General features: G+C 43.6%; 13 protein-coding genes. 1 reads left to right on the top strand and 12 read right to left on the bottom strand.

From position 1 onward, the window contains the following. Positions 1–50: 50 nt before the first annotated feature. From IE039_RS07570 to IE039_RS07530, 9 genes are all read right to left on the bottom strand, one after another. A complete protein-coding gene (locus IE039_RS07570) occupies positions 51–356 on the bottom strand; it encodes a hypothetical protein (RefSeq protein ID WP_189428979.1) in 306 nt (101 codons plus the stop codon). Between the two features lie 144 nt (positions 357–500). Next, positions 501–2,321 carry a LysM peptidoglycan-binding domain-containing protein gene (locus IE039_RS07565; RefSeq protein ID WP_189428978.1) on the bottom strand — a complete coding sequence of 607 codons (1,821 nt, stop codon included), beginning with the start codon at positions 2,319–2,321 and terminating at the stop codon, positions 501–503. 217 nt (positions 2,322–2,538) lie between these two features. Continuing rightward, positions 2,539–3,990: a sugar porter family MFS transporter gene (locus IE039_RS07560; RefSeq protein WP_189428977.1), complete on the bottom strand. Its 1,452-nt coding sequence runs from the start codon at positions 3,988–3,990 to the stop codon at positions 2,539–2,541. Positions 3,991–4,175: 185 nt separating this feature from the next. Then, complete coding sequence (locus tag IE039_RS07555; RefSeq protein ID WP_189428976.1) at positions 4,176–6,875, bottom strand: HAD-IC family P-type ATPase; 2,700 nt, start codon at positions 6,873–6,875, stop codon at positions 4,176–4,178. A 190-nt stretch (positions 6,876–7,065) separates the two neighbouring features. Next, the gene (locus IE039_RS07550; RefSeq protein WP_189428975.1) at positions 7,066–7,512 is read right to left on the bottom strand and encodes a threonine/serine exporter family protein; all 447 of its coding nucleotides are present in this window, start codon (positions 7,510–7,512) and stop codon (positions 7,066–7,068) included. A gap of 11 nt (positions 7,513–7,523) precedes the next feature. Beyond that, complete coding sequence (locus IE039_RS07545; protein ID WP_010002856.1) at positions 7,524–8,297, bottom strand: threonine/serine exporter family protein; 774 nt, start codon at positions 8,295–8,297, stop codon at positions 7,524–7,526. A gap of 161 nt (positions 8,298–8,458) precedes the next feature. Beyond that, positions 8,459–8,884 (bottom strand): Rrf2 family transcriptional regulator, encoded by a 426-nt coding sequence (locus IE039_RS07540; RefSeq protein WP_010005058.1) that lies wholly within the window; start codon positions 8,882–8,884, stop codon positions 8,459–8,461. 62 nt (positions 8,885–8,946) lie between these two features. Then, positions 8,947–9,804: an NAD(P)H-binding protein gene (locus IE039_RS07535; protein WP_189428974.1), complete on the bottom strand. Its 858-nt coding sequence runs from the start codon at positions 9,802–9,804 to the stop codon at positions 8,947–8,949. Positions 9,805–9,941: 137 nt separating this feature from the next. Then, complete coding sequence (locus IE039_RS07530; RefSeq protein WP_010004405.1) at positions 9,942–10,871, bottom strand: DMT family transporter; 930 nt, start codon at positions 10,869–10,871, stop codon at positions 9,942–9,944. Between the two features lie 202 nt (positions 10,872–11,073). On the opposite strand from IE039_RS07530, the gene IE039_RS07525 reads away from it, so the two are divergent. After that, positions 11,074–11,562 carry an MscL family protein gene (locus IE039_RS07525; RefSeq protein ID WP_048701608.1) on the top strand — a complete coding sequence of 163 codons (489 nt, stop codon included), beginning with the start codon at positions 11,074–11,076 and terminating at the stop codon, positions 11,560–11,562. An 81-nt stretch (positions 11,563–11,643) separates the two neighbouring features. On the opposite strand, the gene IE039_RS07520 is transcribed toward IE039_RS07525, so the two are convergent. The 3 genes from IE039_RS07520 to IE039_RS07510 form a co-directional block, all read right to left on the bottom strand. After that, positions 11,644–12,978 carry a dihydrolipoyl dehydrogenase family protein gene (locus IE039_RS07520; protein WP_189428973.1) on the bottom strand — a complete coding sequence of 445 codons (1,335 nt, stop codon included), beginning with the start codon at positions 12,976–12,978 and terminating at the stop codon, positions 11,644–11,646. 169 nt (positions 12,979–13,147) lie between these two features. Next, entirely contained in the window at positions 13,148–13,783 is a 636-nt protein-coding gene (locus IE039_RS07515) for an NAD(P)H-binding protein (RefSeq protein WP_010006032.1), read from the bottom strand. Positions 13,784–13,953: 170 nt separating this feature from the next. Then, entirely contained in the window at positions 13,954–15,300 is a 1,347-nt protein-coding gene (locus IE039_RS07510) for an FAD-dependent oxidoreductase (RefSeq protein WP_189428972.1), read from the bottom strand. Positions 15,301–15,442 lie beyond the last annotated feature (142 nt).

Raw genomic sequence — 15,442 nt, 5'->3', positions numbered from 1 at the left:
ACACCAATCGAGATCTTCTTACTTAATCTACGTCACTAAATTCGTTCAAGTTATTTCTTGCAATCTGCCATATTAATAAAACACGATAAAATCACATAGAGCAAAATTTGCCAAAGACGCACACTGACTAACCCGAGATACTTATTTTTGATTTGATCGGCAAAATAACCAAATAAAAAGCTTAATAAGTAAGGTGCTGTTGAGATAATCCCCACGGCAGTAATTGCTAGCTTGGGATTTGGTGTATGACTCGCATACACGATGAAAACAATATTAAATAGCGTGGTGCCAATATTATTAATGACACCAGATAAGAATAATCGGAGCACTGTGTTATTTTGTTTAAATATAATCATCGGGTTCCTAAAGTCTTATTGTTTTTTAGATTAATTAAAAATGAGATTAATATAAATTATTTATCATTGTATCACAAAAAAACCACGAAAAAGACCAAAACAAAAAAGCTATCTAACCGATAGCTTTTTAATATACAATTAATTTTATGAGTCCAATGACTGTAAATTATAACGTTCAACCAAGTTAATCAACGCACTTGCGTACGTTGGTGCTGTGGCATAGCCAGCAGCTTGCAAACCAGTCGCCATCGCGATGTAATTTGGCGCATTAATGACGCCATTGGCTGCGTAACGTCTGTTAGCCAGCAAGAAATTAGTGTGATCTTGGAACGATGCCATTTGTGACCCATAAGCGCGGAATGGTGCCACGACCGTTACCCACTTACCGTTTTCAAATTCTGACGTGTTCATGTTCACCACAGCACCAGCCCAACCATAGCCTTTTTTGATCCCAAACAAGTTATGGTATGGTGCTGAAGCCAACGCTGATTGTCCCCAACCACTTTCAAGAATCGCTTGGGCAACCGTTACGGATGCCCAAACACCCGTCCCTGCTGTTGCCGCTTGCGCATCAACAACCGCTGTTCGCAACCATGCGGCTTGCGCAGCACTTAAGCCAGCTGTTGACACACCGTTTGCTGCAGCCGGTTTTGAGACTGTTGGCGTTACTGGTGTTGGTGTTGATGTGGCAGTTCCAGCACCAGCAACTGGTGCGCCTGTTGTTTTCAAAACTTGCCCAACATAAATGGTGCTTGACAATTGCAAGCCATTCAAAGATAGCAACGTTTGCACGTTCGTCCCTAGCTTTGCTGCAATACCATACAATGTATCGCCTGACTTCACCGTGTAACTACCGTTCGTTGATGGCATAACCGTTGGCGTACTTGTCGGTGCGTTTGGCGTTGTGACCGTGGCATTGTTAGCGTTTTGAATCGTTAACTTTTGTCCAGGATAGATGATGGCTTGCAATGACAAGTTGTTCCAGCTGAGCAAGTTCGCCAATGAAACACCGTTTGCCGCAGCGATTGCTGACAACGTATCACCTGACTTAACAGTATAACCTGTTGTGCTTGGTGCCGCCTTCGTTGGTGCCCCTGCCGAAGGCTGAGTTGTATTTTGCGTATTATTTGAACCGACGGCGTTAGACACCTTCAAAACTTGTCCCACGCGGATTGCATTCAAATTTGAAATTTGATTCAACGCAGCGATTTGAGCCAAATTCATCTTAAACTGAGCCGCGATTCTTAATAGTGTATCACCGGCCTTAACCGTATAAGTTGCCGCAGTATTAGTTGCGGGTGCCTCCGGCGCTGCTGGTTGCTGTGTTGGCGCTGCAGGGGCAGACGGTTGCGCGTTGTTAGTCGCCCCCGTTACCTTAAGTACTTGACCAACCTGAATTAAGTTTGGGTTTGTGATGCCGTTTAATGAAACCAACTGTGAGAGTGACATTTGGTGCAAAGCAGCAATCTTTGAGAGCGTATCCCCAGACTTCACGGTATAGCTAGCAGCATTAGATGCCGCTGGCTTTGAAGTGTTCGTCTGATTGGTGCTCGTATTGGTATTGGTTGTTGTGCCATTGACCTTTAACACTTGACCGACATTAATCGCGTTAACATTTGAAATTTGATTCAATGCCGCAATTTCCGCTACGCTCATCTTAAATTGCGCTGCAATCCGAGATAACGTGTCACCAGACTTCACGGTATAAGTTGCTGCCGTACTCGCTGGCGTTGCCGGTTTGTTAGCATCTTCTGCATCCAACACTAACACATCACCAGGATGAATAGTATCTGAATTCAAGCGATTCAATGCCTTAAGTTGGCTCACACTTAAATTATGCTGTAAACCAATGTCATACAGCGTATCCCCTGGTTTGACACGATAAGTTGTGCTGGCAGAAGCGGTTGAGGCTTGGACACCGACCATAGATGCCGCAACTGCACCGACTAACAAAGATTTTTTCATGCATGTTCTCTCTTTCAAACAAATTGACTATTAAATTATAACATATTTGTTAATATTGTTAAGAAAAACATAAGAAACTATGTTGCATCTTGTGGTCAAAAAAATTACAGTTCTGTGTCTGTGAGCGATTTGCACAAAAAAACACCGGCATAGCGCTGGTTTAACGTACCCTGCCACCCTATGCCGGTGATTTATTGACACTAAAATTTAATATAGATTAGGCGCCAATTGCCTTTTCATCTGCGGTATAGCCCTTTGCATGTGCGCGTGACCGTAATTCAGCTTCAATAGACTCCAATGACCGATTACGAGTCTCAATCGTGTATTTGTAAATAAACCAAATCGCGGCAAAACACATCACACCATAAATGATGAACAGCTTCGCAATACCTTGACCTTCAGCGTTTACAACGTGTTCGGGTGTGAAGGCAATGAGTAACATTGGAAATGATTGTGACACGCCGAAGTTAGCTGTCCAGTTGATGACCGCACCAAATGAATTTCCCAAGCCTCGAATATTCAATGGGAAGGCTTCACCAATCATGACCCACATCACCGGACCCCATGTTGCTGAGAAAAAGGCGATATAAAGGGTCAAAGCGATGACACAAATCCATGACCCGAGATTCCCATGACCGGCCTTTAAAAAGAGCATCGCCGTTGACATGATTAATAAGGAAGCCCCCATGCCAATTGCACCGTAAGTCAACATCTTTTTACGATCAATTTTATCCATAATTTTAACCGCAATCGCCGTGACAATCACATTAAATACCACAATTACAATATGTGATTGCAACGCAAAGTGTTCGCTAAAGTCGGCTGAAATAAAGATTTTAGGTGCGTAATACAAGACTGTGTTACAGCCCATGATTTGCTGGAATACAGCTAATCCAAAAGCCATAATCAATACTGGTCGTGGCATTGGCCCGAACAGTTCTTTTAACCCACCTGATGGTATTGACGCTTGTAATTCAATATCGCCAAGTTCTGCTGCGACTAATTTAGGATCACCATTCATCGTGAGTAAGACTTGTTTTGCTTCAGCAATCTTGCCTTTTCTCACGAGAAAACGTGGTGATTCTGGTAAAAAGAGCCCACCGACAAATAACAAGGCTGCTGGTATAGCAGCTAACCCCAGCATCCAATGCCAACCAACATTTTGATCAAGACCAAGCCAGCCATTTGGTGACAGCCATTCGTTAGAGACATACGCCAAGAAAATTCCTGTCATAATCATTAATTGAAACAAAGTACCAATCCCACCACGTTTATCCGCTGGGGACAGCTCTGCTAAATAAGTTGGAATTAAGGCTGATGCGGCCCCAACTGCAAGCCCGAGTAGCACACGGGAAGCCACGAGTAATAAATAACTGCTACCAATTCCTGAGCCTAAGGCCCCGACAAAGAAAATAATCGCCGAGATTAGCAACAGCTTCTTACGACCAAGCTTATCAGACATCGGTCCAATAATGGCCGCCCCAACAATGACGTCCAATAAGACCGAAGCGGTTACGAAGCCATCTTCAAATGAGCCCGCTTGAATCCCCAATTCGTCCCCTATAAATAACATCGCCCCAGAAATGACGCCCGTATCATAGCCAAATAGCAGGCCGCCTAAAGCGCCAAAAAAGTAAATAAAACGATTTGAAATGCGTTTGGTTCCCATCAGTATTTCTCCTATCATGATGACTGTCTGTATTGAAAGCGCTTCCAACAAGTATTATAACTTGGTTGGTTGAACAAAACAACTAACTATTTTTAAAATTGTTTAACCCCTAAACAAACTAACGCCAAATCACGAGCTCAAAACATCAAAAAAAAGCTACCCAATATGGGTAGCTTTTCAAATGATTAAGCAGTACGACGCTTTTGTTTTGCAAGACGGCGGTACTTGTCTAACTCGGTCACGAACAAGACAATGAAGCCGGTTGCCAAGACCACAAGCCAATCAGTCCATGATAGCCCTGCAGTCGTGAAGACACCTTGCATAAATGGTACATACGTGAACAAAAGTTGCAAAATAATCATCGTCCCAATGGCAACGAAAGCCATTGGATTTGTCCAGAATGACGCACTTAATGCTGGTGCAGCTGTTCGAATATTAAAGAGATAGAAAATTTTACCAAAGATAATCACGTTAACTGCGGTCGTACTTGCCACAGCAAAACCAGTGATTTCATCTAAGTACTCGAAGATTCCTAAAGCGACAGCAGCGATAATCACACTGACATAAACCATCTGGAAAACCTCATAGCGACTCATCAACTTAGCCGATGTTTTTCGTGGTGGCTGTGACATCAAGCCAGGTTCCATCGGCTCGAAAATAAACGCCAATTGTAGCGTCAACGCTGACACCATGTTGATCCAAAGTAACTGTGTGGCTGTCAATGGCATCGGTTGTTGCAACAAAATACTAAAGACCACAATAAGCCCTTCGGCGAAACTGGTTGGCAATAAGTACAAAATCGTTTTGCGAATATTATCATACAAACGACGACCTTGTGCAATCGCAACTTTAATCGTTGAAAAGTCATCATTCGCCAAAACCATATCTGCGGAATCTTTGGCAACGTCTGTTCCCTTGATACCCATGGCAATGCCAATATCAGCCTTTTTCAAAGCTGGGGCATCGTTCACACCGTCACCAGTCATGGCTGTCTCTAAGCCATTAGCTTGATAAGCTGTAATAATCCGAAGTTTATCTTTTGGCGTTGTACGCGCAAAGACATCATATTGCGGTACAGCCTTAGCGAGTTCGTCATCGGATAATTGTTCAATTTCTGAACCAGTAATCGCTTGAATATTATCCGCCAAGCCCAATTGTTGACCAATTGCCTTGGCAGTATCAGGGCTATCACCCGTGATCATTTTCACGCGAATCCCTGCACTACGCATATCCGCAATGGCTTTAATCACCTCAGGACGTGGTGGATCAATGATTGCCGCCAAGCCCAAGAAGGTAATCCCAAGCTTTTTCAATAGCTCATGGGTCACCTCAGTCACATCAGGTGCAACGTCGATGTACCCCACCGCAATCACACGCTTACCTGACTTTGCAAAACTAGAGGCTAAGGTTGACCAATAGTTCAAATCAAAATTTGGATCGTTTTTGGCCAAGTCAAAGAGCTTATCAGGTGCGCCCTTAATTGCCACAAAGCGTGATTGCTTTTGATTTTGCACTAACCGTGCCATATAACGGTAATCCGAATCAAACGGAATACGATCTATCTCGGTTAACTTTGGCTTCTTCAGGCCAAAGGCCTTATAGTAAGCCGACAAGAAGGCCGCATCCGTTGGTTCACCATTAATTTCCCACGTGCCATCTTCATTGGTTAAGAATGTGTCGTTGGCTTGATGCCCCATTGTCAAAAACATTTCAAGGGCTGGGTCCTTTGCAGCATCAATAATGATATCATCTAGTAAGATATCCCCGTCCGGTGCATAACCCGTACCGGTGACGTGATAATGATGCTGACCGATCACAATATCTTGGACCGTCATTTCATTTTTTGTTAAGGTACCCGTTTTATCTGAGGCAATAATGTCCACTGCTCCCAATGTTTCAGCAGCAGGTAACGTTTTAACAATGGCATGTTTTTTCGTTAACTTTTTAACCCCAGTAGCTAAAATGATTGATGTTGCGGCAGGCAACCCTTCAGGCATTGACCCAACAATCATCGCAATAATGGCCATCACAAGCGTTTGCAATGAATAAATTTGCAAGAACCACCCAAGCCCAAACATCACAACCGCAATGACAATAATGAGCCAAGAAATACCACGACCCAAACTATCTAATTCACGGATTAATGGTGTTTTTTGTGCCAAAACATCCGCAACACTTTGAGAAATCTGACCAATTTGCGTATGCACACCGGTGGCCACAACAATACCGGTGGCACTACCGTTCGTCACAGCCGTTGATGCATAAGCCATATTACTACGCTCAGCAAGCGGTATTTGACCCACCAGCAGCATATTGTCTTTTAAGACTGAATCGGCTTCACCTGTCAAAGAAGATTCTTGAATGCGTAGATTATCTGAATCAATGATCCGTAAATCGGCTGGGACGTTGTCACCGGCCTCTAAGTAAACAAGATCACCTGGTACCAATTCGCGCGATGGGATATCAAAACGTTCCCCATCACGGATAACGGTCGCCTCAACAGATAGCATGCTTTTGATTTTATCTAACGCATTGCTAGCATTCACTTCTTGCATATAGCCAATCAAGGCATTAATGATCACTACAAGACCAATAACGATGGCATCTGAATAGTGGCGCATGAGTAACGTCAAGGCGACAGCTACGAGCAAGATATAAACAATGACATTGTTAAATTGACGCAAGAAAATTTGCCATTTTGGCGTCTTCTTGCTCGTAACTTCGTTGTAGCCAAACTTCTCAAGTCTCGCTGCAGCTTGCTGTGTATCCAAACCGTCTGGAAAATTGCCTTGCAATGTATCCACGGTTTCTGTCCACGACTGTTGGTAGAAATCTGATGAATTCAATAACGGAACGTCATCAGTTTCACTTGATTTGGTGCTCATAAAATAACACACTCCTTTAAGAGAAAGATTCTTTGCATCTTGCTGTTTAAGGTTGGCCGCCAAATCAGGTGATTTGGTAAGTCAGTTTCCCACGCACGTGCGCCGCTACTCCCGCAAGGAGTGTTTAATTTTGAACAAATGAGATTAATATAACAACTTAAGTATATAGTATCACGAATTCAGTTGTCAATTATTTGCGTAACCACATTTTTTTCTGATACAACCAGCCGTTAAATATATTAGCGACACCAACCCCTAAAGCCAAAGACATTGCAACACTACCAGTATTAAATAACCCTTTCAGCACGGCTGTTAAATTATTTTCAGACAATTTTTGCAAGGTACTAAAAGCCATGCCCCCTGGCACAAGTGAAATCAACGCGCCGACATAAATCATGGTGACAGGCACACGAAACCGGCGTGCTAGGAAAAACCCTAACATCCCCACCACCAACGATGCCATAAAATTGGGCAGAACAATGCTATGATGCACACTATCTAACACATAATAGACCATCCAAGAACAGACGCCGGTAATACCAGCCCCAAGTAAGGCACGTTTTGGTACATTAGCAATAATGGAAAATCCTACACTAGACAACAAGGCCAAAATAGTACTTAAAATAAAATCCGTCACAAGCCATCACCTCAAACAAATCTGACAAGTTCAAACGCAATCCACACACCAGCAACCAACGACGACACGACTAACAAAGCTGTAATCGCCCGCACAAGACCCGACAACACGTCGCCCATAATAATTTCGCGAATCGCATTTGTCATCGCCAGCCCTGGCACCAGGGGCATGACCGCTCCAAGAATTGCTGACAAAGTCGAGATTTCTGGGAATAAACCATGACACATTAAGACAAACAAGCCAATTGCTAAACCACCAATAAATTCAGGCGCATAAGGCGTTTTAGACTTTTTGTCCGTTAGGATATACGCCAGATAACCAATGACACCGGCAAAAAACATGATCACATAATCAAGCGGTGTCCCTTTTGCAATCAAAGACGGCGCCATCCCGACCAGCCCTGCACTAAATACCTTTAAAGCTAGTGGGAAATCTACTACCTGCTGCTTTAATGTTTTGATACCGGCGTAAAATTCCTCTGGCGTGATTTGTCCAGCCACCAATCTACGCGATAGCGTGTTCACGTGGTCAACCGTTCGTAAATTAAAACCGGAAATACGTGCCTTAACCAATTTCGTTTGTACCCCATTGTTTGCTGAAACGATTACAGCGGTTAACGTCACGTAACAAGTCAATGGCAGGCCGAGTGATTGCCCAATATGTTCAACTGTTTCTTCAATCCGAAAGGATTCTGCCCCACCAAGGAGTAACAAGCGGCCAGCATCGGTCGCGACATTGATAATATCTGCTTCGCTATAGCTTGGATTCGTCATATTTGTTGCCATCAAATTCGTTCACCATCACTTGAACAGCGCCAAGCACTGTCCTTCATTCATTTAAATCATACAAAATGCGGTTATTGACGACGACAATATTCGTGTTAACGTCAATAGCTCCTTAATCAGTATACATTACAAAGCACCCAAATTTATGAGTGCTTTTAACTTTATTTCTGTTCGTTTGTAACAAGGTCATGAATCACATCAGCTAGCGAAATCGCCTGCATTTTTTGAAAAGCAGCTGCTTCAATTTCAGTATAAAAATGATTCAACGTATCTTGAATACGACTACCAACAAAACAATCCGGATTGGTTTTGGGATCAATATGCAACAATTGATGCGTCATATTAATCGCCTGATAGACATCATACAAACTAATGGTTTCTGGTTCGCGTGCTAACGCTGGTGTCGCCACCCCTTGGCGAGTCGTGAGTAACCCTGCTGCCCGCAAATTCAACATTAAACTCCGCACGACACTGGCATTCGCGCCAATACTACCGGCTATCGCTTTACTTGATAAGTCGTTGGTTTGATTAATATGAATATAAGCTAAAATGTGTATGGCATCGCTTAATTTATAAGAAAAACGCATATTAGGCGTATGCCCTCCCTGTGATCTTTGATATTTACCAGTGATTGTTTACTGGCAATGCGTTATGCTTGACGTGACAAAATTTCCTTCAAAGCAGCGGGCAATGGCGTTAAGTCGCGACCCAAAACAGTTGCTAAATCATCTGAAGCCACATCAAGCGATCCTTCGGCAACGGGACTTTGGAATGAGGCAAAGAGCACGGCCAAATCATGTGGCAAGTCGTTCTTTTCTAGAATGGCAACATATTCGTCTTGCGTCACTTGATCCACTTGCATAGCTTGTTCAGTTGCTTCAATTAAAGCTTGACCAAGCGTTGCATAATCTGCTAACATGCCAGAGAATTCATAGACCGCTTTTGGTGCATCACTTACCAACACTTTAACCGCGGCTTCAGCATATTCACGTTCCAACGCCCAACCTGCACGGCCTGGTGCCCAGTAAGCTGTCACTTGTCGACTGGCACCAGTTGTGATGAAGCCCATTTCATTTTCAAGATACCAGTTATTTCTTAAAATTGCAGCTGAAATATCAGCCTTTTCCAAAGCTTTTTCAGTGGCTAAATGATCTTGCGCTAATGCACTCACTGACTTGTCAGCTTGAATAAAACTTGTATAAGTCACAAATGAGACATGATTGGCAACCATGGCATCAATCACGTTTTGGTGTTGCGTTGCGCGTGAAACTGGACCACCAGGTTGCGATGAGATGAACAAGACCCAATCAACACCAGCAAATGCCCGTGTCAAAGCTTCAGCATCATCATAATCCGCTTCACGGATGTCTGCCGACCCAAACAATGCCTTGGCTTTCTCTTGATTACGTACAATAAGTACAATATCTTTTTCATCCACTAATTCTCGCAAATAGTGATAAGCGAGTTGGCCGAAGTGGCCTGTTGCAGCAGTAATGGCGTATTTCATAATCGGTGTCCTTTTCTATTACCTGTTGGTTTATTGATAACAAGTGATCGCCACATGTTAGCGTCATAATCTAATAAAAAAAGCACTTGTATCTGTTACCGATACGCGTGCTGCGACACAAGTTGTGACAAAGCCAATTAGCCCAGTTTAATGAAAGCCACACCGACGGCCATGACAATGATCCCAATGACCTTCAACCAAGACACAGCCTGTCGTGGTGATTGCCACCAACCAAAATGTGACACAGCCATTGAACCGGCAAGTGCCCCGATTAAGCCAATCGTCACCGCAAAGCCAGCACCCAGCACTGGCACACTCACGGCCATGGCGACAACAAATATGCTGCCAAGGATTCCTCCGATATACACCCATTTAGGTTGGCTTGGTACAGGTTGGGTTGGCATTAGTCGCTTATCACGTAATAGCACGACAAGGAAAATAATTAACATGCCAACACCAAACGACACAATGGCGGCCCCAATTGCAGAACCTAAGGCCACTGCTAATTTTCCGGCAATGGCCTGTTGTGCTGACGATACAGCACCAGCAATGACACCCCAGATTCGCCAAGCGTTTAATTCGAGTGCCGATTCTTCAGAATTATCAATCGCATTTTCACAATCTAATTCGCGTCGATTTGCCCAAACGACCGCAACATACACGCCAAACAATAATAATGCCGCTCCGCCAGCTTTTGTCAGTGTCATGGGTAATTGTTTGGCTGCAAACCAACCGAACGTGTCAATCATCAACCCCATCAGCACTTGGCCAACAATCGGGAAAACAATCGCCTGAATCGCACCAATTTTTGGAAAGAGTAAAATATTCGACGTCAAATAAACAACACCAAAGATACCAGGCGTCCAAATCCACCAAGGGTGTTGCCCTGTCAGTGTCACATGCTGACCACTCACAAGAAAAACGGCCACCAAGAAGACGAACCCTACGGTAAACGACACCAAACTTGAACGGAATGGTGATTTTAACGCCGCACCCAAGCGCGCATTAATTGGCGATTGGTTGGCTAAAGCCACGCCCCCTAACAATAACCCCACGATGTATAACATGACATTCTCCTTACTTTTTTAAAGCACATAGTTCAAGTCTACGCGGATTCAAACAAATTGCAAGGCATTACGGCAAGTATCATTACATCTATTTATCGTTATATTTTGATCCCGTGGTCACGGCATTGAGAAAATTTGGCATGTCACGGTGAGATTTGTTATACTTATTCTTACTACATTTGTTAGGAATCATACGTCACACATGAAAAATCCAAGAAAATTTATTCAACAACAAACAAATCATATGCTATCCAAGTCCACTGAAAGATTGGGTCAATTTAAGCAATTTTTATTTGCGCCCAACTTGATTACCTTTGTGATTTCAGTGGTTGTTGGTAACAGCTTTGGCTCTACCATTAAGGCATTGGTCAACTTAGTGTTTGGTCTCTTTGATTTTACAAGACTCTGGCTCTTTTCTACGCAGCACACGCTTTACTATAATCGGTTTACACAGCCATTATCTGAATTTGCTAGTAGTCTATTAACCACAGTCTTAATTGCAACGATTGTATTCTTCACGATTCGCTTTATTAATGAAACATTGATTGTCGATCCCGTCAATAAATGGGGCTACAATCAAGCGCATGCCGATGCCCTACATCTGCAAAAGCAAAACGAGGAAACAATTGCCTTACAGCGCAAAATTCTGGCAGAGCTTGAAAAACTCAATCAACAAGAAAACCCAAAGTGATGGTACTTTGGGTTTTTCTTTATGCAAGTAATCTGTCATAAAAAACTTGAATGTCATACGGTATGCCAAGATGTTCATCCCTTACAGTTGTCCCCATGCCGATGCCGCAATAGTTGGGAATAAATAGACAAGACGTTCAATTTCAGCAGGCTCAAAGCCAAATTCAATTGCTGGCAACAATGCATTGATTGCGTTTTCTGCCTGAGGTGACACTTCAGTAGCCCCAACCAATTGATGTGCCTGGTTAAAAATTAAGATATTGTCGCCAATCGTCTCCTGATCAACTTGCCGATACCAATCATCTGGCGTGTGGTGTGACACAATTGTATAGTCATCAGGATGCTGTTTGGCCTCAGCAACACTTATCCCGGCTTGCGCCAAACGTGGTGACGTAAAGACCACAGATGGTATCACGGGGTACTTAATTGGCGCTACCGTTTCACCTGAAAATGTGTGCATTAAGTATCGTGATTCAAAAATAGCGGTTGGTGTTAACTTAGGTTGTCCCTTATCAATCACATCCCCAGCAGCATAAATATTTGGCACGGTTGTCTGCAAATAACGGTTGACGACAATGCCTTTATCCGTATAAGCAATACCAACTTCATCTAAACCAAGTGCTGCGATATTAGGCACACGCCCCGTTGCATCCAACACCCAGTCACTGGTCAGGGTAAGATCGTTGTCACCCACAACAACAAAGTGATCCGCAACCTGTTGGATTGCCGTCACCGTTGTTTCTCGTATGAAGGTTACCCCACGTTGACTCAAATCAGTTATAATCTGTTCTACAAAAGGTTGATGATAGGCACGCAAAGCTTGTGCGCCCCGCATCAAAACCGTGACTTCTGAACCAGCAGCGTTCGCCATTGTGGCAAACTCCATGGCGATATAACCAGCTCCAATAATCGTTAAACGCTTTGGCATGGCGCTTAAGTTCATAAAGTCTTCGGAATCATGCGCGAACGCCGAACCGGGAATATCGAGTCGATTGGGTCGTAATCCGGTTGCAATCACAATTTTGTCAGCAGTTTTAGGCTGACCAGCCACTAATACCGTGTGAGCATCAACTAACTGACCACGGCCAAAGAGCACATCGACCGAATTGTCATCAAGCAAACCTTGAATAAATGCTGGTAAACCAGCAATCACTGTCTGTTTATGTGCTTGGTTAGCAGCCCAATCAATGGTGACCTCACCTGGCATCACGCCATGAACATCAGCTAGGTGTCGTTGCAAGGCGACTGGTGAATCCAACACAATTTTGGCGTTACAACCACGATTTGGACAAGTGCCGCCGATCAAGTCTTGTTCAATCACACCAACCTTGACGCCTTTGGCGCCAAGTGGAATGGCGCCATCAAAAGTCCCATGACCGCTGCCAATATACAAAACATCATAATCATATGTTGTCATTTTTCCGCCTCCTATGGCATACGTGCTGACTAAAGCCAACAATACTTTAGTCATGCAATTGTTACCTACAGTATAACTGAAATCAGAAAACCTACTGGATTTAAGCACTGTGAAAATTACCACTCGCCAAAATCAACTGCCAATCTGATCAACAACACTAATTAACGGTTTAAATTGCTGCCAGTGCCGTGTCAATTGCAACTGGCCCATCACTCATCTGAATCACTTGCTTAATGGTATTATCATGATTGAGCAACGAAGCGAGGGTGTCGCCAACGTTTTGAATTGTATTTTTTGATCCACTAGCATCGTTTAACGCAATATGATGGGTGCCCTCACCCGCCACCAAGGCTGTTGCTTGCAAAATTGTGTAATCGAGTTGTGTTTGATTCACTAAATAGTTATCCGCAAAAAATTTTGCGATATTGTAGTCTAATAACCCTGCTAAGGCCGGATTTTCCCATTTTTCAGGTGTGAGTGAAAAAGCGGAACTAAGCATAATGAAACGTTGAATATGGTTCATTTCGGCCACTTGCATCATTTTGACCGCTCCAAAAGCATCTGTCTGTAGCAAGTCTTGACTGCGGGAACCAGCCACAAAATAAATCGCCGCAACGTCTTTAACCGTCTGCGCCAAGTGTGTGACCGTGTCATGTAAATCCAATTTAACGGGCGTAATATGGTCAGATACCATAATTTTTTCTGGTGACCGTGCACCAGCAACGACTTCATGCCCTTGTGCGACTAACGACTGCAATAAAACCGTGGCTACTCGACCGGTTGCACCAGCAACAAATACTTTCATGTGATGACTCCTTCTACTTACCGTATTCTTGAACGTCTATTCTAACACATCACTGTGCGTTATATTACACTTTATGCTTTGTAATGTTTCAACCCACCCGCTGCTAATCGCGGTTCAGTATACTAAAAAACGCGTCGATACTAGCGCAACTAGTATCGACGCGTTATGTGTTATTGAATCAAACCAAAAAGATCATTGAACCCTTCCATCATTGATGGGTGTGAATAAATTTGATCACGCAATGCTTGGTATGGCAACTTGTGATGCATAGCCAAAGAAATTACGTTAATCAATTCTTGTGCTTCGACGGCAAAGAAAGTCGCCCCCAAAATCAGGCCGTCTTCTCCAACCAAAACCTTGAGATAACCACAAGTATTGCCTTCAATATGGGTTTTTGGCAGGCTCGCAACTGGTAGCTTAGCGACCCGATAGGCAATATTTTTGGCTTCGGCTTGTGCTTCCGTCAAGCCAATTGTTGCCAATGGTGGATTGGTGAACAACACGTGCGGCACCAAATCTTGCTGTGCCAATGTGGCTTTCCCATCACCGAATAATTGTTGCCAGACAATTCGTGAATCATCGAGTGAGATGTACGTAAACTGCGCACCCCCACGCACATCACCAACTGCCCACACATTGTCAACTGTGGTGCGTAGGTGATCGTCCACGACCACGGCACCATTTTCAACAGCAATATCGGTATTTTCCAAACCAAGATTAGCAATATTTGGTCGACGACCAGTGGCAATTAAAACAGCATCAGCTGTCAACGGTGCAACAGGTTCATCGTTTGCAACAAGCGACAAAACGGTATGATCACCCTCATCAGTCATTTCAACCACTTGTGTTTGATAACGAATCTCGACACCTAAATCAGTCAAAGATTCAGTCACGGCTGTCACAGCTTCTGATTCAACCTGTGGCAACAAGCGATCGTCACGCACCAAAAGCGTCACCTTAGCGCCAAATTGCGCATAAGTCGTAGCGAATTCAACGGCAATATAACCGCCACCAATAATCACTAGGTGTTCCGGCAAAGTTTCTTTAGCCATCAAAGTGTCTGTTGTATAAACAAACGCACTATCCTTTAGCCCAATAATACTTGGCCAAACTGGCTTAGCACCGGTGTTGATAAAGATGCGTTCGCCCTTAACGGTCTCTGTTGTGCCATCCTTCATTTGGATTGTTAACGTATGATTATCAACGAACTGGGCTGCGCCAGTAATAACTGTTGCCGTTGGTAAATCTGCCACCTTACGGTAGTTTGCTTGACGTAATTTACCAATTGTCGCGTCTTTCTTTAAGACAGCACGCTGATAGTCCGAACGATCCGTCGCACTACGCGACAAAGTATACAAAAACTTTGACGGGATGCAGCCGACATTAATGCAAGTGCCACCATACATTTGATCCGACTTTTCAAGTAGGATAACGGATTCCCCTTTTGCCGCTAACTTAAAAGCGAGCGTTTTGCCGGCCTTACCAAAACCGACAATGACATTTTTTGCTTCTTTCATACGATCTTTACCACCCATTCTATTTTATTTATGATTATGACCAATTGGTGCCAACAGCTGGGCATTTATTTTTGGCAGATTGCAAGAAATAACTTGAACGAATTTAGTGACGTAGATTAAGTAAGAAGATCTCGATTGGTGT

Source organism: Leuconostoc lactis KCTC 3528 = DSM 20202 (assembly GCF_014651235.1).
Taxonomy (GTDB): domain Bacteria; phylum Bacillota; class Bacilli; order Lactobacillales; family Lactobacillaceae; genus Leuconostoc; species Leuconostoc lactis.
Note: the sequence above shows the minus strand (reverse complement) of the source record. Positions and strands in the feature narration are given on the sequence as shown.

Bases quoted from the DNA above. Each gene is read 5' to 3' on its own strand.
- IE039_RS07570 (WP_189428979.1), bottom strand. From the start codon at position 356: ATGATTATATTTAAACAAAATAACACAGTGCTCCGATTATTCTTATCT.
- IE039_RS07565 (WP_189428978.1), bottom strand. From the start codon at position 2,321: ATGAAAAAATCTTTGTTAGTCGGTGCAGTTGCGGCATCTATGGTCGGT.
- IE039_RS07560 (WP_189428977.1), bottom strand. From the start codon at position 3,990: ATGGGAACCAAACGCATTTCAAATCGTTTTATTTACTTTTTTGGCGCT.
- IE039_RS07555 (WP_189428976.1), bottom strand. From the start codon at position 6,875: ATGAGCACCAAATCAAGTGAAACTGATGACGTTCCGTTATTGAATTCA.
- IE039_RS07545 (WP_010002856.1), bottom strand. From the start codon at position 8,297: ATGGCAACAAATATGACGAATCCAAGCTATAGCGAAGCAGATATTATC.
- IE039_RS07540 (WP_010005058.1), bottom strand. From the start codon at position 8,884: ATGCGTTTTTCTTATAAATTAAGCGATGCCATACACATTTTAGCTTAT.
- IE039_RS07535 (WP_189428974.1), bottom strand. From the start codon at position 9,804: ATGAAATACGCCATTACTGCTGCAACAGGCCACTTCGGCCAACTCGCT.
- IE039_RS07530 (WP_010004405.1), bottom strand. From the start codon at position 10,871: ATGTTATACATCGTGGGGTTATTGTTAGGGGGCGTGGCTTTAGCCAAC.
- IE039_RS07525 (WP_048701608.1), top strand. From the start codon at position 11,074: ATGAAAAATCCAAGAAAATTTATTCAACAACAAACAAATCATATGCTA.
- IE039_RS07520 (WP_189428973.1), bottom strand. From the start codon at position 12,978: ATGACAACATATGATTATGATGTTTTGTATATTGGCAGCGGTCATGGG.
- IE039_RS07515 (WP_010006032.1), bottom strand. From the start codon at position 13,783: ATGAAAGTATTTGTTGCTGGTGCAACCGGTCGAGTAGCCACGGTTTTA.
- IE039_RS07510 (WP_189428972.1), bottom strand. From the start codon at position 15,300: ATGAAAGAAGCAAAAAATGTCATTGTCGGTTTTGGTAAGGCCGGCAAA.